The sequence below is a fragment of the Streptomyces sp. NPDC032091 genome (assembly GCF_055580265.1).
In genome coordinates, this window is sequence record NZ_JBVILR010000007.1 from 235,457 (window position 1) to 259,519 (window position 24,063).

General features: G+C 72.9%; 20 protein-coding genes. 5 read left to right on the plus strand and 15 right to left on the minus strand.

Annotated elements, in window-relative coordinates; genetic code table 11:
* Positions 1-9 precede the first annotated feature (9 nt).
* The gene (locus ACZ5NJ_RS14565) at positions 10-3,162 is read right to left on the minus strand and encodes an AfsR/SARP family transcriptional regulator (RefSeq protein WP_468765176.1); all 3,153 of its coding nucleotides are present in this window, start codon (positions 3,160-3,162) and stop codon (positions 10-12) included.
* A gap of 203 nt (positions 3,163-3,365) precedes the next feature.
* On the opposite strand from ACZ5NJ_RS14565, the gene ACZ5NJ_RS14570 reads away from it, so the two are divergent.
* Positions 3,366-4,856 (plus strand): AAA family ATPase, encoded by a 1,491-nt coding sequence (locus ACZ5NJ_RS14570; protein ID WP_468765177.1) that lies wholly within the window; start codon positions 3,366-3,368, stop codon positions 4,854-4,856.
* A 116-nt stretch (positions 4,857-4,972) separates the two neighbouring features.
* On the opposite strand, the gene pepN is transcribed toward ACZ5NJ_RS14570, so the two are convergent.
* The 12 genes from pepN to ACZ5NJ_RS14630 all read right to left on the minus strand — a co-directional run bounded on the left by pepN (position 4,973) and on the right by ACZ5NJ_RS14630 (position 19,479).
* Positions 4,973-7,561 (minus strand): aminopeptidase N, encoded by a 2,589-nt coding sequence (pepN, locus tag ACZ5NJ_RS14575; RefSeq protein WP_468765178.1) that lies wholly within the window; start codon positions 7,559-7,561, stop codon positions 4,973-4,975.
* Positions 7,562-7,603: 42 nt separating this feature from the next.
* On the minus strand, positions 7,604-8,737 hold the full coding sequence (locus tag ACZ5NJ_RS14580) for an NAD(P)/FAD-dependent oxidoreductase (RefSeq protein ID WP_468765179.1): 1,134 nt from the start codon (positions 8,735-8,737) through the stop codon (positions 7,604-7,606).
* A gap of 62 nt (positions 8,738-8,799) precedes the next feature.
* On the minus strand, positions 8,800-10,044 hold the full coding sequence (locus ACZ5NJ_RS14585; RefSeq protein WP_468765180.1) for an ATP-grasp domain-containing protein: 1,245 nt from the start codon (positions 10,042-10,044) through the stop codon (positions 8,800-8,802).
* A 71-nt stretch (positions 10,045-10,115) separates the two neighbouring features.
* Positions 10,116-10,622: a YbaK/EbsC family protein gene (locus tag ACZ5NJ_RS14590; RefSeq protein ID WP_468765181.1), complete on the minus strand. Its 507-nt coding sequence runs from the start codon at positions 10,620-10,622 to the stop codon at positions 10,116-10,118.
* Positions 10,622-12,403 carry an ABC transporter substrate-binding protein gene (locus ACZ5NJ_RS14595; RefSeq protein ID WP_468765182.1) on the minus strand — a complete coding sequence of 594 codons (1,782 nt, stop codon included), beginning with the start codon at positions 12,401-12,403 and terminating at the stop codon, positions 10,622-10,624. The genes ACZ5NJ_RS14590 and ACZ5NJ_RS14595 overlap by 1 nt, the downstream gene beginning before the upstream one ends.
* A complete protein-coding gene (locus tag ACZ5NJ_RS14600) occupies positions 12,400-12,738 on the minus strand; it encodes an avidin-fold protein (protein ID WP_468765183.1) in 339 nt (112 codons plus the stop codon). The genes ACZ5NJ_RS14595 and ACZ5NJ_RS14600 overlap by 4 nt, the downstream gene beginning before the upstream one ends.
* Complete coding sequence (gene ddaH / locus ACZ5NJ_RS14605; RefSeq protein ID WP_468765184.1) at positions 12,735-13,541, minus strand: dimethylargininase; 807 nt, start codon at positions 13,539-13,541, stop codon at positions 12,735-12,737. Before ddaH (ACZ5NJ_RS14605) ends, ACZ5NJ_RS14600 begins: the two co-directional genes overlap by 4 nt.
* The gene (locus ACZ5NJ_RS14610; RefSeq protein ID WP_468765186.1) at positions 13,534-14,787 is read right to left on the minus strand and encodes an ATP-grasp domain-containing protein; all 1,254 of its coding nucleotides are present in this window, start codon (positions 14,785-14,787) and stop codon (positions 13,534-13,536) included. The genes ddaH (ACZ5NJ_RS14605) and ACZ5NJ_RS14610 overlap by 8 nt, the downstream gene beginning before the upstream one ends.
* Before the next feature lie 13 nt (positions 14,788-14,800).
* Positions 14,801-16,108, minus strand: coding sequence for an MFS transporter (locus tag ACZ5NJ_RS14615; RefSeq protein ID WP_468765187.1), 1,308 nt, complete (start codon positions 16,106-16,108; stop codon positions 14,801-14,803).
* A 17-nt stretch (positions 16,109-16,125) separates the two neighbouring features.
* A complete protein-coding gene (locus ACZ5NJ_RS14620) occupies positions 16,126-17,745 on the minus strand; it encodes a class I tRNA ligase family protein (RefSeq protein ID WP_468765188.1) in 1,620 nt (539 codons plus the stop codon).
* The gene (locus tag ACZ5NJ_RS14625) at positions 17,742-18,110 is read right to left on the minus strand and encodes a cupin domain-containing protein (protein ID WP_395510906.1); all 369 of its coding nucleotides are present in this window, start codon (positions 18,108-18,110) and stop codon (positions 17,742-17,744) included. Before ACZ5NJ_RS14625 ends, ACZ5NJ_RS14620 begins: the two co-directional genes overlap by 4 nt.
* Positions 18,111-18,162: 52 nt before the next feature.
* Positions 18,163-19,479, minus strand: a complete 1,317-nt coding sequence (locus tag ACZ5NJ_RS14630) for a SidA/IucD/PvdA family monooxygenase (RefSeq protein WP_468765189.1) — start codon at positions 19,477-19,479, stop codon at positions 18,163-18,165.
* Positions 19,480-19,741: 262 nt separating this feature from the next.
* On the opposite strand from ACZ5NJ_RS14630, the gene ddaH (ACZ5NJ_RS14635) reads away from it, so the two are divergent.
* Together ddaH (ACZ5NJ_RS14635) and ACZ5NJ_RS14640 are read left to right on the plus strand one after the other, a co-directional pair.
* On the plus strand, positions 19,742-20,608 hold the full coding sequence (gene ddaH, locus ACZ5NJ_RS14635; RefSeq protein ID WP_468765190.1) for a dimethylargininase: 867 nt from the start codon (positions 19,742-19,744) through the stop codon (positions 20,606-20,608).
* Between the two features lie 158 nt (positions 20,609-20,766).
* Positions 20,767-21,237, plus strand: coding sequence for a LysM peptidoglycan-binding domain-containing protein (locus tag ACZ5NJ_RS14640; RefSeq protein WP_468765191.1), 471 nt, complete (start codon positions 20,767-20,769; stop codon positions 21,235-21,237).
* Between the two features lie 72 nt (positions 21,238-21,309).
* Here the strand turns inward: ACZ5NJ_RS14640 and ACZ5NJ_RS14645 are convergent, their stop codons facing one another.
* Complete coding sequence (locus ACZ5NJ_RS14645; RefSeq protein WP_468765192.1) at positions 21,310-21,984, minus strand: DUF5324 family protein; 675 nt, start codon at positions 21,982-21,984, stop codon at positions 21,310-21,312.
* 175 nt (positions 21,985-22,159) lie between these two features.
* On the opposite strand from ACZ5NJ_RS14645, the gene ACZ5NJ_RS14650 reads away from it, so the two are divergent.
* Both ACZ5NJ_RS14650 and ACZ5NJ_RS14655 read left to right on the plus strand, forming a co-directional pair.
* Positions 22,160-22,699 carry a peptidylprolyl isomerase gene (locus ACZ5NJ_RS14650; protein ID WP_468765256.1) on the plus strand — a complete coding sequence of 180 codons (540 nt, stop codon included), beginning with the start codon at positions 22,160-22,162 and terminating at the stop codon, positions 22,697-22,699.
* Positions 22,700-22,802: 103 nt separating this feature from the next.
* Entirely contained in the window at positions 22,803-23,678 is an 876-nt protein-coding gene (locus ACZ5NJ_RS14655; protein WP_468765193.1) for a rhomboid family intramembrane serine protease, read from the plus strand.
* A 117-nt stretch (positions 23,679-23,795) separates the two neighbouring features.
* Here the strand turns inward: ACZ5NJ_RS14655 and crgA are convergent, their stop codons facing one another.
* Complete coding sequence (gene crgA / locus ACZ5NJ_RS14660) at positions 23,796-24,050, minus strand: cell division protein CrgA (protein WP_045945361.1); 255 nt, start codon at positions 24,048-24,050, stop codon at positions 23,796-23,798.
* Between the last annotated feature and the right edge of the window lie 13 nt (positions 24,051-24,063).

Consider the following 24,063-nt stretch of genomic DNA (forward strand, 5'->3'; position numbering starts at 1 on the left):
GTCCGGCGGTCAGCCGGCGCGGCAGAGCTCCGGGATTCCCATGAAGGCGAAGATCTCCTCCGCCTTCGCCCACTGCCGGGAGGCGGCCGCGAGGTCCCCGGCGGCCTCCGACGCCCTCGCCAGGCCGACCAGGGCGTCGGCCTCCTCGGGGCGCAGGCGCATGCCCGTCGCGATCTTGTAGGCGTGGCCGTGCAGGATGCGCGCGGCCTCCCATTCCCCCCGGCGCACGTGCCGGCGTCCGAGGAGGTTCTCCACCTTGGCCAGCCGGATCGGCGCGCCGTTGGCCCGGGCCAGCGCCAGGGCCCGCTCCGCGAAGCCGGAGGACTCCTCCTCGTTGCCCAGCCGGTCCGCGACCTCCGCGGACAGCGCGAGCAGCACGGCCCCGTCCACCTGCTCCCGGGCCCAGTCGCACAGGCCGTGCGCCGTCCGCAGGGAGGCGGACGCCTCTTCGTACGCCCCGCGGCCCGTCTGGGCGAAGGCCAGGTCCGTCAGCGCCGTGACCTCCCCGCTCCGGTACCCGAGGCTGCGGCTGATGCCCAGCGCCCGGCGGGCGGCCTCCTCCGCCTCCCGGTGGCGTCCGCAGCGCGCGTGCAGCGTGCTGAGCATGGTGAGGCCCTCGGACTCCTCACGCCGCGCGCCCAGTTCGGCGGCCATGCCGATCGCCCGCTCGATCAGGGGCACGGCCGCGGTGTACTGCCCGAGGGTGGACAGCAGCAGGCCGATGGTCGACTCGCTGTGGGCCTCGATGTGCCGGTCGCCGAGCCGTACGGCGGTGTCCCGGCTCTCCGCGGCGACCTCCAGGCCCTCCTCGAACCGGCCGAGCTTCCAGCACGCCGCGCCCAGGTTGGCCAGGCTGACGGTGAGCAGGTGCGGGTCGTCGAGCCGGCGGGCGGCGGCCACCGAGAGGCGGCCCAGGCTCCAGAAGTCGTCGAACCGGCCCCGCGCGTGCAGGTGGAACGCCAGGTTGCGGCTCAGGCAGGCCGTGTAGCGGTCGTGGCCCCGGTGGTCGGCGAGGGTGACCGCGGCCAGGAGGCCGTCGTGTTCCTGGTCGAACCAGCGGCCCGCCAGGTCCGCGCGGGTGAGCGGCGGCAGCTCGCCCTCGTACGGGGCGATGCCGGTCGGGCGGTGCTTGCGGCCCGGGAAGAGCACCTCGCAGGCGGTGTCCGTGGCCGTCAGGTAGTAGCCGAGCAGCCGCTCGACCGCCGCCGCGTCGGCGGCCTCCGTCGCCGGGACGCGCAGGCTCTGGGCGAAGCTGCGCACCAGGTCGTGGAAGGTGTAGAGGCCTATGTCGGGCTGTTGGACGAGGTGCACGTCGAGGAGGAACTCCAGGGTGTCCTCGGCGTCCCGGACGGCCGTGCCGAGGAGCGCGGCCGCCGTGTGGACGTCGATGTCGGCGCCCGGGTGCAGGCTGAGGATGCGGAAGGCCGTGCGGTGCTTCTCGTCCATCGCCAGGTACGACAGCCGCAGCGTCGCCGCCACGCTGCGCTCGCCGGAGCTCAGCTCGTCCATCCGGCGGGTCTCGTCGCGCAGCCGCTCGACCAGGTAACGGACCGTCCAGCGCGGCCGGTTGCGCAGCCGCGCGGTGGCGATGCGCAGGGCCAGCGGGAGGTGCCCGCACAGCTCCGCCAGCTCGGCGGACGCCTCCGGCTCGGCGGCCACGCGGGCCGCGCCGAGCGTCTGCGTCATCAGGTCCGTGCTCTCCTCGGGCTTCATCAGGTCGATGGAGACCCACTCGACCCCGTCGAGGTCCAGCAGCCGGGCCCGGCTCGTGACCAGCACCAGGCAGCCCGGCGAGGCCGGGAGCAGGGGCCGGATCTGGGCGGCGTCGCCGGCGTTGTCGAGCAGCAGCAGGATCCGCCGGCCGTCCAGCACCGCCCGCCACAGGGCGGCGCGGCCCTCCAGGTCCTCGGGGATGCGGTCGCCGGGCGTGCCGAGGGTGCGCAGCAGGGTGTCGAGGGCGGCCGCGGGCGTCACCGGGGTCTCGCCCGGGGTGAACCCGCGCAGGTCGATGAGGAGCTGGCCGTCCGGGTAGCGGTCGGCCAGCCGGTGGGCGGCCCGGACGGCGAGGGAGGTCTTGCCCATGCCGCCCATGCCGTCGATGGCGATGACGCGCGCGTACCGCTCCTGGCCCGGCCGTCCCTCCCGGACGAACGCGAAGAGCTCGTTCAGCTCCTCGGCGCGGCCCGTGAAGTCGGGCAGGTCGTAGGGGAGCGTGCACGGGGCGTCGGCGGCGGGCCCCGGCGGCGCGGCCGGCGCCTCCCGGACGGGCGGCGGTACGGGGGCCGGCGCGGCCGCGGGCTCCGGGGCGGCGGCCGTCGACGGCTGCGGTTCCCGTACCCCCGGTTCCGCCCGTTCGGGGCCGGCCAGTTCGGGACCGTCGCGCAGGATCGCCTCGTACAGCTTGGCCAGCTGCGACCCCGGGTCGACGCCGAGCTCCTCCACCAGCAGCTCGCGCACCCGCCCGTACTCCTGGAGCGCCTCGGCCTGCCGGCCGGTGCGGTACAGGGCGAGCATCAGCTGCCCGCGCAGGGTCTCCCGCAGCGGGTGCTCGGTGATCAGGGCGCGCAGCCCGGACACCAGCTCGCCGCTCTCCCCGAGGGTCAGGCACAGGCCGAAGTACTGTTCGGCGGCGGACAGCCGCCGCTCCTCCAGCGCGGTCGCCACGGTGTCGATCACCGGCCCCCCGGCGCCGGACAGGACGGGACCCCGCCACAGGGCCAGCGCGGCGGCCAGGTGCTCGGCGGCGGTCGACAGCCGCCCCTCCTTCGCGGCCTGGCCCGCGGCCTGGACGAGGGCGTCGAATTCGAGCAGGTCGAGCTGCCCGGCCGTCACGGCGGCGCGGTACCCGGGGCCGTCGGTGACGATCACCGCACCGCCGTCGGGGATGCGCCTGCGCAGGTCGGCGACGGCTTTGCGGACCTGGTGCGAAGCCGTTGCAGGTGGATCCTGTTCCCACGCGGCCTCGACCAGCCGGGCGACGGTCACCACCCGGCCGGATTCCAGCAGCAGCATGGACAGGACGCGTTCCTGGATCGCCCCGCCCAGTCTCAGCCGCCCCCCGGCGGCCCAACTCTCAAGGGATCCGAGGACGTTGAAACGCAGCGGATTCCCTTGCGGAATCGCCTCGCCTCTTCCTCCGGACCCTGGTTCTGTCGCGGTCATCGACAGCTGATACCCCCCCAGCCCAACAAATCCCCAGGTAGGGGCCTTTGCCAACGGGATCATAGGCGGTTCCCCTGTGCGCGGTAAGGCTCCGGGAAGGGAACGGGAATCCGAACACGGAGGCTGTGCGGGTCGACAGGACCGGCCCGGACGGCCGGTGTCGCCAGGCGCATTGGACACAGCGAGCGGCAAAGGAGCAGAAGGTGGGCAGACTGGAGAGACCCCTCGCCCCGGACGCGGGACCCGTCACCGCGTTCGCCCGGGAGCTGCGCAGGCTCCGGACCGCCGCGGGCAGCCCCGGCTACCGCGACATGGCCAACCGGGCGATGTTCTCCGCGTCGGTGCTCTCCGACGCGGCCGCCGGATACCGGCTCCCGACCCTCCAGGTGGCCCTCGCCTTCGCCGAGGCCTGCGGCGGGGACCGGGCGACCTGGGAGCGCCGCTGGCGCGAGGCCGCCGGGGCCGAGGGGGCCGAAGGGGTCTCCCGTCCGGCCGCCAAGAGCGTGCAGCAGCACCAGGAGGCGGAGCTGCGGGCCGCCGCGGTACGGGCCGCGGTGCCCCCGCCGGCGCAGCTGCCGATGGAGCCGCACCGGCTCGTCGGGCGCGGCCACCTGCTCCAGCGGGCCCGGGCGCTGACGGACTCCCGGGAGGGCGCGGACACCGCGCCCCGGCCGCTGGTGATCACCGGTCAGGTCGGTGTGGGCAAGTCGGCGTTCGCGCTGCGGCTGGCCCACGAGCTCGCGGCGGACCTGCCGGACGGGCAGCTGTACGTCGACCTCGACCCGGCCGCCGACGGCCGCAAGGACGCCCACGGGATCGTGGGGGGTTTCCTGGAGGCGCTCGGCATGCCCGCCGACCGGATCCCGAACGACACCGGCCCGCGCTTCGGCCTGTACCGCTCGCTGCTCGCCCGCCGCCGGGTCCTGGTGGTCCTCGACGGGGTGCAGCACGAGCGCCAGGTGCGCGAGCTGCTGGCCGCCGCGCCCGAGAGCCGGATGATCGTCACCAGCCGCTCCCGGCTGCTGGGCCTCGACGGGGTCAACCGGATGCGGCTGCCGGTGCTGGAGCGGGACGAGTCGGTGGAGCTGCTGGTGGGGCAGCTCGGCGAGGAGCGGGTGGGCGCCGAACCGCGGGCCTGCCTGCGTCTGGCGGAGGCCTGCGGGGACCTGCCCGCCGCGCTGAACCTGGCCGGCCGGCGCATCGCGGCCCGGCCCGAGTGGATGCTGGAGGACTGCGTCTCGGAGCTGCTCGGCGAGGGCGTGCAGGTGCCGGGGCTGTTCCTGTCCCGGCTGCGGGCCGGGGACGACAGCCTGAACCGGCGCCTGGACGCCGCCTATCGCTCGGCGGTCCCGTGGGCCCGGCCCCTGCTGCGCCGGATCGCCGCCTCGGGACGGCTGTCGGTGGACTCGGTGGTGTACGAGTGCGCGGACGCGCTCGTCCACGCGGTGGAGCGGTCGGCGGAGCCGGTCGAGGACCTCCTGGAGAGCCTGCTGGACGCCGGCCTGCTCGCGCCCTCCGACCTGCCGGGCCAGTACGGCCTGCCGCCGGTGGTACGGGCCTTCGCGCTGGCCCAGCCCGAGCCGGAGGCGCCCCCCGGTGCCCCGGCCGCCGCCACTCCGGCCGCCGCCGCGGCCGCCGCGGTGGTCGCCGCCGCCCGGGCGGCCGCCGCGCCGCAGCCGGCGCACCGGGCCTGACGGCCCGGCCCCGTCCCCCGTACCGGTCCCCCTCCGGTACGGGTCACGGCCGGGCGGTACCGGCCCCCCTCCGGTACCGCCCGGCCCTCCGGCCGGCCCCCTTCCCCCGGGGGGTCTCAGCCGCGCGCTGCCGCGTCCACCCCCTGGGCGCGCAGCGCGCGGCTCACTTCGTCGCGGGCCTCGGTGAGCAGGCGCCGCAGGGCGGGCGGGGGCGCGGCCTCGGCCAGATAGGCATCGGTGCGGTCCACCGTCTCCTGCTCGACGAGCAGCCGCGGGTAGAGCCCGGTCACCAGGGTGCGGGCCACCTCCGCGGAACGCCCCGCCCACACCTCGCCGATCTCCGCGAAGTACCGGTCCGCGTACGGGCGCAGCAGTTCGCGCTGGCAGCCCTGGGCGATGCCGAGGCCGATGGGGCTGTGGATCCCGCCGACCAGCGCCCGCCGGGTGCCGTTGCTCACGTCGCCCCGTACGGCCGCCTCCCAGGCCTCGGCCTTGGCGGCCGCGTCGGGCCGCGCCGCCAGGGCGCCCGCGGCGTACTCGGCGCCGGCGGTGGTGCCGTCGCGCAGCCGTTCCGCCTCGATCTCGGCGGGCCCGGCCTGGTCGCCCCGGACGAGGGCGGCGAGCAGGGCCCAGCGGAGCTCGACGTCGACGACGAGGCCCTCGATCTCCACGGTGCCGTCCCGCAGGCCGGCGACCAGCCGCAGGTCGGCCGTGGTGCCCGCGACCCGGGCCAGCAGGAGTGCCCAGGCGAGCTGGATGTCGCTGCCCGGCTCGGACGAGGTCAGCCGCTTGCGGGCGGCCTCTGCCACGGTGGCCCGCAGCTGCCGGCGGGCCTGCGGGGCCGTGTACTGCTCCAGGCCGGTCAGCAGGGTGGTGTGCAGGGTCTGGACGACCTCGGTGTCGCTCTCGCTGTCCACGCCGGCCAGGACGAGGTGGACGTAGTCCCCGGCGGCCAGTTCGCCGGAGCGGACCATGTCCCAGGTGGCGGCCCAGGTCAGGGCGCGCGGCAGGCCGTCGGTGAAGGCGCCGATGCCGTCGGGGCTGTCGAGGAGGCCGCTCAGGGAGTGCGGGTCGAGCCGGATCAGGGCGTAGGTGAGGTCCTCGTCGTTGAGCAGGACCACGTCGGGGCGGGCGGTCCCGACGAGGGCGGGCACCTCGGTACGGGCGCCGGAGACGTCGACGTGCACCTGGCCGACCCGGCGCAGTCCGTCCTCCCGCCGGGCGTACAGGCCCACCGCCAGCCGGTGCGCGCGCAGGTACGGGTGCTCGGCCGGGGCTTCCTGGAGGACGGCGAAGGAGGTGAAGCGGCCCTCCTCGTCCACCGTGTACGAGGGGCGCAGGGTGTTCACGCCGGCCCGGCCCAGCCATTCCCGCGCCCAGGCGCCCAGGTCCCGGCCGGATGCCTCCTCCAGTGCGCCGAGCAGGTCGGCGAGGGTGCTGTTGCCCCAGGCGTGGCGGGCGAAGTACGTGCGCATCCCGGCCAGGAACGCCTCGTCGCCGACCAGGGTGACCAGCTGTTTGATGGCCGAGGCGCCCTTGTAGTAGGTGATCTGGTCGAAGTTCTCCAGGGCCTGCTCGATGTCGGCGGCCGGGCTGGCGACGGGGTGGGTGGAGGGGAGCTGGTCCTGCCGGTAGGCGTTGGCCTTGTCGGCGTTGGCGAAGCCGGTCCAGGAGTCGTGCCAGCGGGTCGTGGCGACCTGGGCGCGCACCGACATGTAGGTCGCGAAGGTCTCCTTCAGCCAGATGTCGTCCCACCAGCGCATGGTGACCAGGTCGCCGAACCACATGTGGGCGAGCTCGTGGAGGATCGTCGCGGCCCTGCGGTGGCGGACCGCGTCGGTGACCTTGGAGCGGAAGACGAAGTTCTCGCGGAGGATGACGGTGGCCGCGTTCTCCATGCCGCTGAGGTTGTACTCGGGGACGAAGACCTGGTCGTACTTGGCGAAGGGGAAGTCGGTGTCGAACGCCTCCAGGTAGAAGTCGAGGCCGCGCTTGGTGGTCTCGAAGAGCTCCTCGGCGTCCAGGTGGGCGGCGGCCGAGGCCCGGCTGGCCAGGCGCAGCGGGACCTCCTGGCCGGACTTGGCGGTGTAGTGGTCGGCGACCAGGTGGTACTCGCCGGCGACGATCGAGGTCAGGTAGGTGGGCAGCGGCGGCGTGGGCGCGAACCGCCAGACGGCGGCGCCGTCCGGGGCCGGCTCGGGCTCGGGGGTGGGTGAGGCGGACAGGACCGTCCAGGCGGCGGGGGCGGTCACGGTGAAGGTGAACGGGGCCTTCAGGTCGGGCTGTTCGAAGGTGGTGAAGACCCGGCGGGCCTCCTGCACCTCGAAGTGGGTGAACAGGTACACCTTCCCGTCCACCGGGTCCACCGAGCGGTGGAGTCCCGCGCCGGTATTGGAGTACGCGCAGTCCGCGACGACGAGGAGCTCGTTGTCGGCGGCGAGCCCGTCCAGGTGGACGCGGCCGCCGCGGTGGACGGTGTCCGGGTCGAGGGCGCGCCCGTTGAGGGTGATTCCGTGGACCCGCTCGGCCAGCAGTTCCGCGAAGGTGGACGCGGGTCCGGCGGGATCCGCCGTGAAGCGGACGCGCGTGGTCGAGCGGAAGGTGTCGGGGCCCCGGGTGAGGTCGAGGCCGATCTCGTAGGAGGTGACCGAGAGCAGGGCACTCCGGGCGGCCGCTTCTTCGTAGGTCAGGTTCGGGCCGCTCATGGTGGTGCTCCTCGTCTGTGTGGTGGTGAAGGGGGTCGGGGGTCAGGCGGCGGGGACGAGCCGGGTGGCGTCCAGGGGGTGGTCGAGGGCGGTGACCCCGATCGGCGCGGGGTCGCCGCCGGTCAGCCGATCGGCCAGGGACCGGGCGATGAGCGGGGCGAACTTGAAGGAGGTGCCGCCGCAGGCCGCGTACGCGTATCCGGTGCCGCCGAGCGCCACCAGGAGCGGGCCGCCGGTGTCGGCGAAGGACATGTAGTAGGCGTCCTTGGCGTCGAGGATCCAGGCGGGGCCGATGCCGGGGATCAGGTCGGCGAACTCCGCCTCCAGCTGCCGGCGGAAGACGTCCTCGGTGCCGTAGTCGGTGATCTCGTCGACCTCGCGGCAGACGGACGCCGAGGTGATCTTGAGGGCGGTGCCGGCCACGGGCGGGATCAGCCAGGCGCCGCGCCGGGTGCCGAGGGACGGGACGGCCGGGGTGGCCGCCCAGGCGGCCGCCTGCCCCCGGGGGACCCGGCAGTACAGCAGGGACTGGCGGGACAGGACCAGCCGTTCGGCGATCTCCGGCGGGAGCAGGCCGCGCGACCAGGGGCCCACCGCGACCAGGACGGCGTCGCCGCGCAGCACCCGCCCGTCGGCGAGCCGGACGCTGCCGCCGTCGCCGTCGACCTCGGTCGCCGCCCGGTGCTCGATCAGCTCGATGCCGGGCTGCCACTTGAGCCAGGCGACGCAGGCGTTCAGGACGCGGTCGGCGAGCAGGACGCCCGCCTCGTCCTCCAGTACGGCGCCCAGCGCGCCGTCCAGGTACAGGTGCGGGTAGCGGTCGGCGAGACCGGCGGCGGTCAACTCCCGGGCGTTGCCCCCGGCGCCGGCGACGAGCAGCGCTCCGGCGGCGGCCGCCGCGGGGGGCAGCACGGTCAGGGCGCCGACCTGCTCGTAGAAGCGGGTCGAGAAGAGCTCTTGCAGTTCGAGCCAGCGGTGGTGCGCCCGCAGCGCGGCCGCGGTGGCCGGCGGGTCGGCGGGGTGCAGGGCCCGCAGGATCCGGTGCTGGTCGAAAGAGGTGGCCCGGCTGAAGGGGATGGGGCCCTGGTCCACGATCGTGACCTTGTGCCCGCCGAGTACGCACTCGACTGCCGTGAGCAGGGCGATCACGCCTCCGCCCACCACTGTCACCCTCATCGCACACCTCGCTTTCCTTGTCGGCGAAGGTCTTGCCGGCGTCTGCCGGCGGGACCGGTGGGTCAGCTGTCGAGCACGAGCGTGGTGAGGGCGGCCGCCTTGTCGAGGCCCTCCTCGACGCCGTCGGGGTCCTCGCCGGCGCAGATCACGTACGCGTAGCGGGCGAGGTAGCCCTCCGGCGGGAGCAGCAGGGTGGTGCCGGGTTCCACCATCGGGACGGCTTCCAGCAGGCCGGGGCTGTCCGCGGGGGCGGGGACGTCGACCGAGCGGACGGTGCCGTTGGCGTGCGGGTAGAGGAAGCGGATGCCGACGGTGCGCCGGTGGGCGGGGGTCCACTCGGGGCGGACGCCGGTCGCCGCGTCCACGGCCAGCGCGGCCGGGTCGACGCCGGTGGCGAGCTTGCCGAGGTAGGGGATGAGGTCGCCGCCGAGCCGGGCGTTCACCTCGATGATCACCGGGCCGCGGGAGGTCAGCTTCACCTCGGTGTGGGTGATGCCGTACGCGATCCCCAGCTCCCGGTGGGCCGTCCGCAGGACGTGCAGCAGCTCCGGGTCCTCCAGCAGCGGGTCGGTGGCGCTGAGGGTGTGGCCGGTCTCCTCGAAGTACGGGGCGGGGCCCAGCTCCTTGTGGGCGAGGAACAGCGGCGTGTACGTGCCGTCGAAGTTGACCCCGTCGATGCTGATCTCGGGTCCGGTCACGCACTCCTCGACCAACACCCCGCCCTCGTAGGACAGGGAGCCGCCGCGGCTCGCGGAGTCCGCGACGTCGAAGGCGGTGAGCACCTCGTCCGGGCCGTCGACGCGGATGACGCCGATGCTGGCGCCCATGCCGCGGGGCTTGAGGACGACCGGGTAGCCGAAGGAGTCGGCGGTGACGAGGGCCTCGTCGGCCTCGGTGACGTAGGCGAACCGGGGCTGGGGCAGTCCGGCGGCGGTGAGCACCTGCCGGGTGTTGTGCTTGTTGCGGCAGTTCTCCACGCCGGCCACGGTCAGGCCGGGCAGGCCGAGCCGTTCGGCGATGTGGGCGGTGGCCACCACGAGGGTCTCGTCGTAGCTGAACACGCCCGCCACGCGGTGGGTGCGGGCCACCTCCTCGGCGGCCGCGATGAGCGCCTCCTGGTCGGGGACCAGGCGTTCGGCGTCCAGCAGGGGGACCGTGGTGGAGCCGCGTACGTAGGGTTCCTGCCAGGTGGGGTCCACCGCGTCCAGGATCCAGACCGGGTGGCGGCGGGCCGCTCCCGCGAGCAGGTACTCGCGGTAGGGGCGGCCCCCGCTGCCGACCAGGATCACCACTGCGTCGTCCGTCATGTCCTTCACCTCGTTCGTCGTTCGTCGTGCGTCGGTCGTGTGGGCGTCCATCGGTGTGCCGTTCCCGCGCGTCAGCCGGCCGCGGCGGCGAGGACCCGGTCGCCGGCGGTCGATATCGCCGCGACGCGCGGTGCGGCGATGCGGAGGTAGTCGGCGGTGTTCAGGGCCACGGAGCGGTCCAGGCGGGCGGCGTTGAACCAGATCTCGTCGTGGTCGAGCAGCCGCTCGTCGACGATCAGGTGGAGGTCCGGGTGGAAGCCGAACGGCATCACCGTGCCGCTGACGCTGCCGGCGAGGCGTTCCGCGATCTCCCGCGTGGCGAAGGCGGTGCGGCCGCAGCCGCCGACCAGGTCCGCGAGGGCGTCCATGTCGACCTGGCGGTCGCCGGGCACCACGGCCAGCACGTACATGCCGGTGCGCTTGGTGATGCTCACCCGGACGATGAGGCACTTGGCGGCCTCTTCGAGCGGGTGGCCGCGCAGCAGGCTCGCGAGGTCCGTGCGCCCCTCGGCGGGGTGGTCGATCAGCCGGTAGCGGGCCTGGTGGGAGTCGAGGAGGTCGATCAGCTTCCCGTACATCACAGCTCCTGTTCCGCGTAGTACCAGTCCTCCGGGTTGATGAGCCCGAAGGGGTTGACGGGGGCGACGCCGTGGAGGCCCTTGGCGACCTCCAGCAGCCGGAAGGGGAAGTTCGGCATCCAGATCACCGGGACCTGCTCGGCGATGTAGTCCTGGTAGGCGTGCAGGTCGGCCAGGTCGTCGCTGACGACGGTCCGCGCGATCAGCGCGTCGGCCTTCGGGTCGCTGTAGCTGCCGAAGTTGACGGAGGATCCGGTGGAATAGAGGGCCTCGCCGGTCGGGTGGAAGCCGGGTCCGTAGCCCCAGCCGCCGTTCCAGTCGCTGAACTCCCACAGGCAGGGGCTGTCGGGGCCCGGGGTGCAGGTGGTGTCCTCCAGGACCAGGACGCTCGCCTCGACCTCGGTCAGCTCGATCTCGATGCCGGCCCGGGCGGCGTCGGCGGCGAACTTCCGCATGACCTCCGTGAGGGTCTCGTGGCCCTGGGCGTAGCGCATCGAGAACCGCAGCGGGGTGCCGGCCGGGATGCCCTCGCCGGCCTCGCCGGGGCCGGTGCCCGGGCGGACGCAGACGGCGGGGGTGGTGGAGGTGTCCCAGCCGTTGGCCTCCAGCAGGGAGCGGGCCCGGTCGACGTCGAAGGGGTACGGGTCCTGGCGGCGGGCGGGGGAGAGCAGGGGGCTGTCGGGGAGGGCCGGGACGGGGCCGGTGGTCGGGTAGCCGTAGCCCTTGTAGACGTCGCGGATGGCGCCGTTCGAGTCGAGGCAGGACTGGAGGGCCTGCCGGAAGTAGAGCTCCTTGAAGATCCGGCCCTTGACGGTCGGGTTGTTGAAGTTGATCGGGAAGTAATGGATCTTGTAGGTGAGCTGGGGCAGCAGGTCGTAGTGCTCGCCCAGCGGGTTGGGGCCGCCGGTCATCGGGTCCTCGGCCGGCTCGGTGATCTCGTCGAACGGCAGGAAGCCGATCTGTACGCCGTCGGGGACGTCGGGTCCCTTGAGGAGGCGCTCGTACTGGTCGCCGTCGGAGTCGGTCGGGATCAGCCGGAACTCGTCCAGGTGGGGCTTGTTCGGGCCCGAGTAGCTCTCGTTCGGGACGAGCACGCACTCGCCCGAGACCCCGTCGATGGTGTAGCGGTCCATCCGCCAGGGGCCGTTGACCACGCTCCACACCGGGCTGGTGTCCCAGCCCGCGCGGTCGTCGTTGCAGGCCCGCAGGTAGGCGTAGACGGCGGAGGCCTGCGCGGGGTCGTGGGTGGCGTCGGCCGGCGCGTCGTCGGCGGTGCGGTCCCAGGCCTTCGGCAGCGGGGTGATGGTGCTGAACTGGTTCATCAGCACCCAGTTGTGGGAGTACGCGTCGTCGAAGGTGAAGCTGACCTTGTCCTCGGCGACCTTCCCGTAGGAGACCAGGTTGTCGGGGAAGAAGCCCGGGGTGTAGCCGCCGAAACGCTCCTTCTCCGCCTCCAGCAGGTGCATCCACAGCATCACGCCGTCGGCGTCGACCGTTTCGCCGTTCGACCACTTGTACGGCTTGATGGTGAGCGTCGCCGTCCGGCCGTCGGCGTCCCACACGGGGGGCTCGGCGAGGCTGCGCTCGTAGTCGACCGTCGGCTGTCCGCCGCTGCCGTACCAGTACAGCGGCCGGTACATCAGCGTCTGGAATTCGTGCAGGTTGGCGACGCCGTAGTAGTCGCCGGGGGTGAACGGGAAGACGAACACCGGGCTGAACCCGCTGGTGCAGGCCCAGGTGACGCTCCCGCCGCGGCGCGGGGTCAGGGTGGTCGTGCTCATGTCATTACCTCTTCCAGGGCGGACTCGCCGCTGCTCGCGCCGGCGCCGTAGCGCTCCCAGCGCTCGTTCAGCCGGATGCGCCCGTCGGCGAGGAACTCGGGGGTGCTCCAGCACCGCCCGGCCACCACTTCGCCGTCGTCGAGCACCATCGTGTAGGTGAATTCGAGCTTCCCGTCGGCCTCGACGCGGCCGGTGAGGGAGCCCCGGCGGACCGGGCCGCCGTCGAAGTGGGCCCACAGCAGGTCGCCCTCGTGGCGGTAGTGGCCGATGGGGGCGCTCGCGCCGGGCGCGTAGCCGGTGTTGCGGAAGCGCCTGCCGTCGTAGTCGATGCTCACCGGCGGATCTCCAGCGTGCAGCACTTCACCGATCCGCCGGCCTTCAGCAGCTCCGAGGTGTCCATCCCGTGCGGGACGAACCCGCGCTCGCGCAGCTCGGCGATCAGCCCGGTGGCGGTCTCCGGCAGCACCACGTTGAGCCCGTCGCTGACCGCGTTCAGCCCGAAGGCCTCCGCGTCCTCGCCGGAGGCGATGACCGCCTCCGGGTACAGGGCCCGCAGCACCGCCAGGCTCTCGGCCGAGAACGCCGCCGGGTAGTACATGACCGTCTCGTCGTCCAGGACGCACAGGGCGGTGTCCAGGTGGTAGAAGCGCGGATCGACCAGGGTCAGGACGACCACGTGCAGCCCGAAGAAGGACTTCAGCCCCTCGTGGGCCGCCGCGTCGCTGCGGAACCCGGTGCCGGCCAGGATGCGCCGGCCGGCCGGGGCGAAGTCCCCCTCGCCCTCGTTGACGTACTCCGGGACGTGGACCTCGGCGTAGCCGCGCTCGGCGAACCAGGTCCGGTACGCGGCCGCCTCCGCGGCCCGCTCCTCGTGGCGGAAGCGGGCCACCAGCACCTTCCCGTCGACGACGGTGGCCCCGTTGGCGGCGAACACCATGTCCGGCAGGCCCTCCACCGGGTCGATCAGGTCGACCTCGTGGCCCAGCTCCAGGTACAGCTCCCGCAGCCGCTCCCACTGCGCCATCGCCAGCTCGGTGTCCACCGGCTTGTCGGGCCGCATCCACGGGTTGATGGCGTAGCTGACCTCGAAGTGGGCGGGCGGGCACATCAGGTAGTGCCGCTTGGTCGCCTCACGCATGCTCCGGCCTCATCTCGGTGCGGATGCGGCTGGCCATCACGTGGGCGGTGCTCAGGGCCTCCTCCAGCGAGGCGCCGCGGGCGCCGAGGAAGCCGAGGATGTTGTTGCCGGCCGGCGGCCGCTTGATGACCGTGCCGGGGGTGGCCGTGATCTTGAGGAAGAAGACCGAGGGGTCCTCGGCGGCCCCTTCCGGCACCTCGACCGAGGCCACCGTCCCCGAGCCGCTGATCAGGCACATCGCGGCGGTGTGCACGTCCGTCGGGGAGTAGGCGGAGACCTCCGGGCGGGCGCCGCGCGAGACGTCCGCCACGCACCGGATCGGGTCGTGTCCGGCGCTGATCCGGGCCATGTGGTCCAGGCCGCCGCCGCCGGGGCGGACGGCGATCTCCAGGACGAACGGCCGGCCCTGGTGGAAGCGGATCTCGGCGTGCAGCACGGCCCGGCGCAGCCCCTGGGCGTGGGCGGCCGTCCTGACCACCCGGTGGACCTCTTCGACCTGTTCGGGCGTCAGGGAGGTCGGGGCGTGGTGGACGTCGTCGTCGAAGGTGCCGCTCTCGACGGTGATCCGGTCGACGATGGAGCCCAGGTAGACCTCGTCGTCCCAGGCCACGGCCTCGATGAGGTGCTCGTGGCCGTCGAGGTAGCCCTCGATGATGACACCGTTCGGGCCCAGGTCCAGGCCCTCGGCCTCCATCAGCGCCCAGGTCATGGTCTCGATGCCGGTCATCACGTCGGCGAAGCGGACCCGCATCTCCTCGGGGTCGTCGACCTTGAAGACGAAGTTGCTCGCCGCGCCCAGGGTCGGCTTGAGGATGAGCGGGTAGCCGAGGTCGGTGCCGGCGGCCAGGGCCGTCTCCACGTCCGCGGCGAAGCGGAAGGCGGGGTGCGCGGCGCCGCCGCGCTCGTGCGCCTGGCGCATCAGGTACTTGTTGCGGCTGGTGCGGGCGGCCTCGACGCCGATGCCCGGCAGGCCCAGGGCCTCGGCGACGGCCGCGACCGCGACCACGCCCGACTCCGAGAAGGTCAGGACCCCCTCGAACTCCTCCTCGGCGTGCCACCGCTTGGCCGCCGTGATGATGTCCTCGATCTGCTGGGACCCGGCGATCCGGTAGCGGGAGGCCTCCCAGAAGTCCTCGGTGCCCAGGCCGTTGAGCACGTACAGCTCGGCCCCGAGCGCCTCGACCTGCTGGTAGCGCGACACGTAGTACGTGGCGTTCTGGCTGGCCTCTACGGCGAGCAGCTTCATCTCGTTCGCCCTCTCAGGACTGGGCCGCGGCGGCCACGAGGACCTCGGCGTCGGCGTCGGATGCGGACTCGGCGGCCGGGGCGGGGGCCGGGACGGCGGCGGGCTCGTCGCCGGTGGCGGACGCCGCGAGGAAGGACTTCGGCAGGGCCAGGACGGTGGCCGTCGCGACGACCACGACCAGGGCGGACAGGGCGTAGAAGCCGTACTGCACCTTGGTGGCGTCGACCAGCAGCGAGATGCCCGTCACGGCGGCGGTGCCCGCCGCGAGGCCGAAGGCGTTGGTGGCGCCGAAGACGAAGCCGGTGCGCTCCTCGGGGGCGGCCTTCATCAGGGCGGTGCGGGCCGCGATGCGGGCCACGCAGAAGGTGATGCCGGCGAACGGGATGGCCGCCATCATCGCGTACAGGTGCAGGGACTCGGTGACCAGGATGACGGCCCAGACGAGGTAGCCGATGAGGGCCGTCTTCACGAGCCCGGACTTCGCGCTGAGCTTGCCGAAGGTCCAGGGCGCGGCCAGGGCGCCGATGCCGAAGAGGGCGTCGACGATGCCCAGGTAGCCGGTGTTGCTGTGGAAGGCGTCGATGACCAGGACCAGCATGATGCTGTTGCCGGTGATGATGACGATGTTGCCGATGGCGTAGAGCAGGGCGAGGCGGGCCAGCGGCGGGCGGGGCCCGGAGGCCTTGGCGGCGGCGGTGGCCTTGGCGGCCGCGGCGGCGGCGGAGCTCGTGGAGCCCGCCGGGCGGCGGCCGATCGCGAACAGCATCAGGGCGGAGAGGAAGAACGTCGCGGAGTTGAAGTAGAAGAGGGCGTCGACGCCGGTCCAGACGATCACCCAGCCGCCGAGGGCCGCCGAGGCGAGCGAGCCGGCCTGGATGGCGACCTCGGAGTTGCCGTTGAACTTGGCGAGGCGGTCCTCCGGGATGCGCTCCTTGATCAGGGCGTTGCTGGCCGGGAAGAACAGGGCCGCCGAGATCGACAGGACGAAGCTGGCCACGTAGCTGACCGTGGACGGCTCGCCGCCCAGCGCCAGCCACAGCGGGAGGCCGATCGCCGCCACACCGCTGACCAGGTCGGAGGTGACCGCGAGCGTGCGGCGGTCGAAGCGGTCGACGAGCTTGCCGAAGTACACCGACAGCGCGACCTGCGGGATGGTCACGGCGATCATCAGCCAGCTGACCGCGAGCATGGTGTTCTGGGCGGTGAAGACCAGGTACGAGGCGGCCGTCAGCTGGATGCCGTTGCCGAGGTTGGTGATGAACGTCGCGGGGACGAGCAGCCGTTCGGCCTTGTTGGCCTTCGGCGGGGCGGTCGTGGACACAGGGGCTCCTCGGGGGGTCAGACTCGGGCGTCGACCGGCTCGGCGGGGGCGGCGAAGGCCCCCACGGCGGTGGACAGGGTGGGCAGTCGCAGGGCGGGAACGGGGGTGGCCGCGGTGAAGCGGCCCGGCAGGCTCAGGTCCATGCCCGCCGCCTCGGCGCGCTCGGCCAGGTCGACGAGCAGCGGAGCGGCGCAGGCGAGCAGCGCGCGCACGGACAGCAGCAGGTCGCCGGTGGCCGGCAGGTCGCCCGCCGTGGTGCGCCCGGCCTGCTTGAGGAGCCGGTCGAGGGAGACGACGACCAGGTCGGAGGCCCGGTGCAGGCTGAAGCTCGCCAGCTCGTAGTGGGCGCGGAAGCGGTCGACGAGGATCCCCGCCCGCTCGGCGCCGGTGTCGGACACCGGCAGCGGCGCGCCCTCGGCCACCCCGTCGAGCAGCTCCGCCACCCGGGCGGCCAGCCGGTTCCACGGCTCGACCAGCCGGGAGGAGGCCAGGGAGTCCAGGGCCGCGCGGCTGAAGTTCGTCCGGGAGTGCTCGGGCGCGGTCAGGGCCAGGTAGAAGCGGACCAGGTCCCGGGGGACCTCGGCCACCAGGTCGGCGGCCCAGACCACGTGTCCCTTGCTGGTGGAGAACTTCTGGTTCTCCAGCTCGTAGAACTCGTTGGAGACGATGGCGTGCGGTTCGACGTACCGGCCGCCGTGCGCCATCAGCAGCGCCAGGTGCGTCATTCCCCAGAAGTAGACGTTGTCGAATCCGAGGAAGTAGACGAGCTCGATGTCGTTCTCGGCGAGCCAGTGCTCGTCGAACGCGTCGGTGCGGTCGCCCTGCTGGGCGGCCGCCCACCAGGTGCAGTACATCGACGCGGCCATGCCCTCGGCCCACGCGTTGAGGACCTGCCCCGGGGTCTCGGCGAACGGCGCCGGGATGCCCCAGGAGACGGGGTAGGTGATCGGGAAGTCGGGCAGCGGCCGGGCGAGCGCCTCCCGCACCAGCTGCTCGGTGTGCGGGCGCAGGACGTCCCGGTGCGAGGCGTAGTAGGCGATCAGGCGGTTGCGGTACTCCTCCATCGGGAGCACCAGGACCTGCGCCTCGCGGTGGGTGACCACGGCGTCCGGGTCGGTGGTGGAGCGCGGGTTCAGCAGCTCGTCGAAGTTGTTCGGGTGGCCGCAGGACTCGCACAGCCCGCCCCGGCTCTCCAGGAGGCAGACCGGGCAGTCGCCGGCGACCAGGCCCTCCACGAGGTACTCGCCGGTGGCCTCCACGTACGGGAAGCGGACCGTCTTCAGCCGGAACGCCCCCGCGGCGTGCAGGTCCGTGACGAAGTCCAGGACGGTGGTCCTGTACCCCTGGTCGAAGGGGGCGAAGCCGTCCACGGAGACCCCCGCCGCCTCCAGGGTGGCGGTGATCTGCGCGGCGGAGCGGTCGGCGAGCTCCTGCGGCTCCAGCCCGGCGCGCAGGGCGCTGGCGACCACGTAGGTCTGGCTGTCGTCGGTGCCGCTGGTGTACGTCACCGGGCGGCCCGAGGCGCGCAGGTAGCGGGCGTACACGTCGCCGGCCAGGAAGGGCCCCGCCAGGTGCCCGGTGTGCAGGTCCCCGTTGGGGGTCGGCGGGGGCGCGATGATGACCGTACGGCGCGTCACTTGGCGCCCTCCGGGTGACGGGCCGAGAAGCGCTCGGTCATCTCCAGGTCCCACCAGACGCTGTACATCTCGAAGTCCGTGTCGGACTCGTTGACCACCCGGTGCCCGGTGCCCGGGGTGAAGTGGACGATGTCCCCCGTCTCGAAGGGCACGCGCTCGCCCTCGGACTCCAGGAACGCGGAGCCGGAGACGGCGATGAAGATCTCGTACTCGTGGTGCGCGTGCGGGGTCGAGGCGGTGCCGGGCGCGATCACGCACCACGAGCCCTCGAAGGGGGCGTTCAGTTCGGGCCAGGGCAGCAGCCGCTGGGCGTCCAGTCCGTTCTCGTGGACCAGACCGGGGCGGTCCAGGTGCTTGATGAGCATCGGGTGGGTCTCTCTCGTGGGGTGGCGGAGTGCGTACGGGGCCGTGCGGCCGTCAGACGGCGGCGCCGGCCAGGGCCAGCTCGCGGGCCTGGGCCGGGATGGCCACCGGGGCGGTGGAGCGGTGCGCGAGGATGTCGAGCGTGATCTCGGCGGAACGGCCCGCGAGGACGCTGAGCAGCGAGTCGGCGATGCCGTGGGTGGCCTCGTTGACGCCCTGCAGGTAGACGGCGGCGCTCGCCGGGCGGCCCAGGTCGAGCCGGTAGTGGCGGCTCACCTCGATCCGCTCCAGGCCGATGGAGTCGCCCAGGGCCCGGACCGTGCGCGGCATGTCCCGGACGAAGCCGGTGCCGAGGAGGACCAGGTCGGTGCGCATCTCGCGCTCGGCACCGGTCTTGCGGTCGGCGAGGGTCAGGACGACCTCGTCGCCGTCCATGCGCGCGCCGCGCACGTCGGTCATGGGCTGCATGCCCAGGCGGCCCTCGCCGCTGCGGCGGTCCTGGTAGAACTGCCGGTAGAGGGCGTCCAGGGTGGCCGGGGCCAGACCGCCGTAGTTGGAGCGGTACATCTCGTTCAGCAGCTGCCGGCGGGCCTCGGGGGCCGAGTCGTAGAACTCGTCGATGAAGGACGAGTAGTACAGCTCGTTGGTGAACTTGCTGCTCTCGTAGCCGTTGAGGCCGATGGAGCGCATGATCATCGTCGGGCGGCACTCGGGCAGGTCCCGCAGGGCCTGGCCGAAGAGCTCGGCGGCGCTCTGGGCACCGCCGATGACGGCGACCCGGTGCGGGAGTCCGGCGTTCACCTCGCGGATGCGCTGCGTGTACTGGGTGCTGTGGATGACCCGCTCGGCCGGCAGGCCGGCGAACACCTCGGGGACGTGGGCGTCGCGGCCCGCGCCGACCACCAGGTAACGGCACTCGATGGTGTCGCCGTCGGCCAGGGTGACCACCCAGCCGGTGATCTCGCCGTCCTCGGCGGTCCGCGCGGTGACGGAGACGCACTCGCGGCCGTAATCGATGCGCACGGTGGTGAGTTCGTTCGCGACCCACTGGAGGTACTCGGAGATCTCGCTGCGGTACGGGACCCAGCTGCCCAGGTTGACGAAGGCGTCGAGGCGGTCGTTGGCGTGGAGGAAGTTGACGAAGGAGAAGCGGCTCTGCGGGTTGCGCAGGGTCACCAGGTCCTTGAGGAAGGACACCTGGCTGAGCGCGTCGGGCAGCAGCATGCCGCGCTGCCAGACGATGTCCTGGTCGCGTTCGATCAGCAGGGTGTCGCCGGCCAGCTCAGGGGCGAGCTCCTCGATCGCCACGGCCAGGGCCAGGTTCGCCGGGCCTGCGCCGACTGCGAGCAGTTCGACCTTGCGATGTGCCATGGAAGTTACCTCCGTGTGGGACGGGTGGGACAGGTGCGGACGGTCGGCCGAGACGTTTCACCAGGCGACTGGCACCTCCGAGAGGGGGAGCGATAACGGGATTCCACGCCGCGGGGCGATTGCCCGGAAGCCGTGGACGGCACGGACAATCAACTCCGCCGAGATGAGGTCCGGAGCGTTGATTGACCGGCCCTCGAGGGCGCTTCCGGTCAACGTGCGGCGCGCTTTCGATGGGCCCCCACACCCATGACAAGGAGTGCTCGTGCCGATCACCGACACCATCACGCCCGCCGGCACGTACTACCGGCCGGCCGCTCCGGCCCGGGTGGCCACCCGCCGCCGCCTGCTCATGTGCCGACCCCGGCACTACGACGTGACGTACTCGATCAACCCGTGGATGAACCCGCAGCTGGCCACCGACAACGCGCTCGCGGTCCGCCAGTGGGAGGGGCTGCGCGACCTCTACCTGGACCTCGGCCACGTGGTGGAGGAGATCGACCCCCTCGACGGCCTGCCCGACATGGTGTTCGCCGCCAACGGCGCGACCGTCGTCGACGGCCGGGTCTACGGCGCCCGCTTCCGGCACGCGGAGCGCACCGCGGAGGGGCCCGCGTACCTGCGCTGGCTGGAGGGCCGCGGCTACAAGGACGTCCTGTGGCCCGAGTACGTGAACGAGGGCGAGGGGGACTTCCTCACCGTCGGCCGGCGCATCCTGGCGGGCACCGGTTTCCGCACCGACCCGCGCTCCCACCTGGAGGCCCAGGAGTTCCTCGGCCTGCCGGTCACCTCGCTGACGCTGGTGAACCCGGACTACTACCACCTGGACACCGCGCTGGCCGTGCTCTCGGACGACGAGGTCATGTACTACCCGGCCGCCTTCTCCCCGGGCAGCCAGGCCGTCCTGCGGACCATGTTCCCGAGCGCGATCCTGGCGAGCGCCGAGGACGCGGCCGTCTTCGGGCTCAACGCCTTCTCCGACGGCCGCCACGTCCTCCTGCCGGCCGCGGCCACCGGTCTGCACGCCCAGCTGAGGGCGCGCGGCTTCGAGCCGGTCGGCGTCGAGCTCTCCGAGCTCCTCAAGGCCGGCGGCAGCGTGAAGTGCTGCACGCTGGAGCTCCGGGACCGCTGAGGTCCCGGCACCGATCCGGCCCTGTGACGGGGCGCTCCGGGGGTCTGTGGGGTCCCCCGGACGGCCCTGTCACAGGGCCGCGCCGCGTCCCGTGGCCGACAGTGGGTGGTGGCACGCATCCCAGGGGGCACCCCACACCACGCCGGAGGCGCACGCAGATGGGACTCTTCGATTTCCTGAAGCACGACAAGAAGAAGCAGGAGGAGCAGACGGAGCAGCAGTCCGCCGCTCCGGGCGCCGGCGCCGCCCCGCCGACGCCCTCCGACATGGGGTCGAAGTACACCGACGCGGCGGCCACCAAGGCGGCGGCCGAGCGGATGGCGCCGTCGGCGCCGAAGGCCGGGACGCCGCCGGCGGCGGGGGCCGGGACGTCCCGGCCGCATCCGGGGCCGGCCGAGCCCAGCGACCTGTCGGCGGCCCACAAGGCCGTGCCGGTGCCGCCCAAGCCGGCGCCGACCGCGCAGAAGCGCACGTACACCGTCAAGCCGGGGGACTCGCTCTCCGCGATCGCCCGCCGCGAGCTCGGCAACGAAGCCCGCTGGCGCGAGCTGTACGCCATGAACCGGGGCGTGATCGGCGCCAACCCGGATCTCATCCACCCCGGACAGGTCCTGACGCTGCCCGCCTGAGCGGGCGGTCCGCGCGACGGCAGGGGCCCGGATCCGCGTGGATCCGGGCCCCTGCCGTCGGAGCGGGTGCGCTCAGTGCGACCCGTTCTCCTCCTCCTTCTCGGCCAGTTCGTCGTCGAAGCTCGCCGGCGCGGCGTCCTGCGCCGACAGCTCGGTCGCGGCCGGGGGCTCCACGAGCCAGTCCGGGTTCGACTGCTGGTCCCACCACTTCCAGGCGGCGAACGCGACGGCGGCGACCGCACCGGCCACCGCGAACCCCTTGAACATCCGGCCGCACTTGGCCCGCCGCTCGCCGCGCCGCACCAGCCGCTGCACGTCCTTGGCGGAGACCTGCCCGCGCAGGGCGGCCAGCGCCGCCATCGAGCGGTCCGCGGCCTCCTCGGCCACCGGGTGGGCGGCGGCGAGGGCGCTCTCCAGGCGCGGCGCCGTGTAGTCGACGGCGTGCCGGCAGGCCTGCCGCGTCTGGTGGACGGCCTTGGTGGCGGCCCGGTCCACCTGCGGGGGCAGGTGCGTGCGCGCCGCGTGCATCCGGGGGTGCAGATGGGTGTCGTAGACGGCGCGGGCCTGTTGGGAGGCCTGGCCGGCGGCGTAGGAGACCTTCGGGGCCAGTCGGGCGTTCGCCTCGTTCGCGTAGTGGACGGCCGCGTCCTTGGCGGTCCCCGCGTAGGGTGCCACCACTTCCGCCGCGTGCCTCATGGCGTCCCTGGCGTTCTCGGCGGCCAGGCTCACGCTGTCCTTGCGGGTCACGGGATCCTCCTCCTCGGTGGCGGACACGGTTCACCTATCCACCCTTTGTCGGATCATGCCTGCCATATCGGCGTGCGGCATGTGTGACAGGGCATCCGGGTGGAGGAATTTCCGCCGCGCGCTGCCCTCCGTGGGAGGATCGGGACCGACAGTGATGACTATGGAAGGCAGATCCGTGGCCGAGAAGCTCTACGCCACCCTGAAGACCAACCACGGCGACATCGAGATCGAGCTGCTGGAGAACTTCGCGCCGAAGACCGTCCGCAACTTCGTGGAGCTCGCCACGGGCGCCCGCGAGTGGACCCGCCCCACGGACGGCCAGAAGACCACGTCCCCGCTGTACGACGGCACCGTCTTCCACCGCGTCATCAGCGGCTTCATGATCCAGGGCGGCGACCCGCTGGGCAACGGCACCGGCGGCCCGGGCTACCAGTTCGCCGACGAGTTCCACCCCGACCTGGCCTTCACCAAGCCCTACCTGCTCGCCATGGCCAACGCCGGCCCGGGCACCAACGGCTCGCAGTTCTTCATCACCGTGGCGCCCACCGCGTGGCTGACCCGCAAGCACACCATCTTCGGCGAGGTCGCGAACGCGGCCAGCCGGAAGGTCGTCGACGCCATCGCCTCCGGACCCACCAACCCGCGCACCGAGCGGCCGCTGGACGACGTGATCATCCAGTCCGTCTCCGTCGAGCGGCGCGAGGCCACGCGCTGACGGGAACAACGCGGGGCGCCCGTCCGTAGGGGAGGTGTACGGACTGGACGTGTACGGACCGGCAGGGGCGCGGCCCCTGCCCCGCCGCCGACCGAGGGGACCGATGGACACCGAGCGTCTGCCGGGCTGCTACCGGCACCCGGACCGCGACACCGGGATCAGTTGCGCCCGCTGCGACCGGCCCATCTGCCCGGAGTGCATGATCAGCGCCTCGGTCGGCTACCAGTGCCCCGAGTGCGTCCGGGGCGGCTCCGGCACCGGCCACGCCCCGGCGGCCAACGCCCCGCGCACAGTCGCGGGCGGGCTGGTCGCCGCCGACCCCCAGCTGGTCACCAAGATCCTGATCGGGATCAACGCCGCGGTCTTCCTCGCCGCGTACGCCGTCCCGGGCCTGTCCGTCCAGCTGGAGCTGCTCGGCCGGTACGTGGAGTACTACGGGGCGCCCGTCGAGGGGATCTCCACGGGGCAGTACCACCGGCTGCTGACCTCGGTGTTCCTGCATGTCGAGTGGTGGCACATCTTCGGCAACATGGTCGCCCTGTGGGTGATCGGCGGCCCGCTGGAGGCGGCCCTGGGCCGCGCCCGCTACCTGGCCCTCTACCTGCTGTCGGGCCTGGGCGGCAGCGCCCTCGTCTACCTGCTGACCGCGCCGAACACCCCGACCCTCGGCGCGTCCGGCGCCATCTGCGGGCTGCTCGGCGCCACCGTCGTCCTCGCCCGCCGCCTGCGGTACGAGATGCGCCCGGTGCTGATCACCCTCGGTCTGATGCTGCTGGTGACCTTCGTGCCCCTGGGGGGCGGCTGGTCGGTCTCCTGGCAGGCGCACATCGGCGGCCTGGTGACGGGCGCGCTCCTCGGCCTGGGGCTGCTCGCGCCGGCCACCGGCAGGAAGCGCACGCTCGTCCAGGCGGGGACCTGTGTGGCGGTCTTCCTGCTGGCGGCAGCCCTGATCATGGTGCGGACGGCCGCACTCACCTGATCACACCGGCGTCAACTCTCCACAGAGTTATCCACAGATCTTCTGTCTTTTCCTCAGGTGTGGATGACGCTGTGGATAACTCATGGGGAGAGGTTGCGCCGCTCGGCTATCCGTGTACTACTTCCACTGGGTCGAAACGCCGAACCCGGCAGCGATGAATCCGAAACCGACCACGATGTTCCAGTTGCCCAGTGCCTCGATCGGCAGCTGGGTGTCGGTCACGTAGAAGACGACGATCCACGCGAGGCCGATCAGGAAGAAGGCCAGCATGACCGGGGCGACCCAGCCGCGGCTGCCCAGCCTGATCTGCTGCGCCTGCTTCGTCGGCGGCGGCGTGTAGTCGTCCTTCTTGCGGATACGTGACTTCGGCACGAGGGGCTCTCCT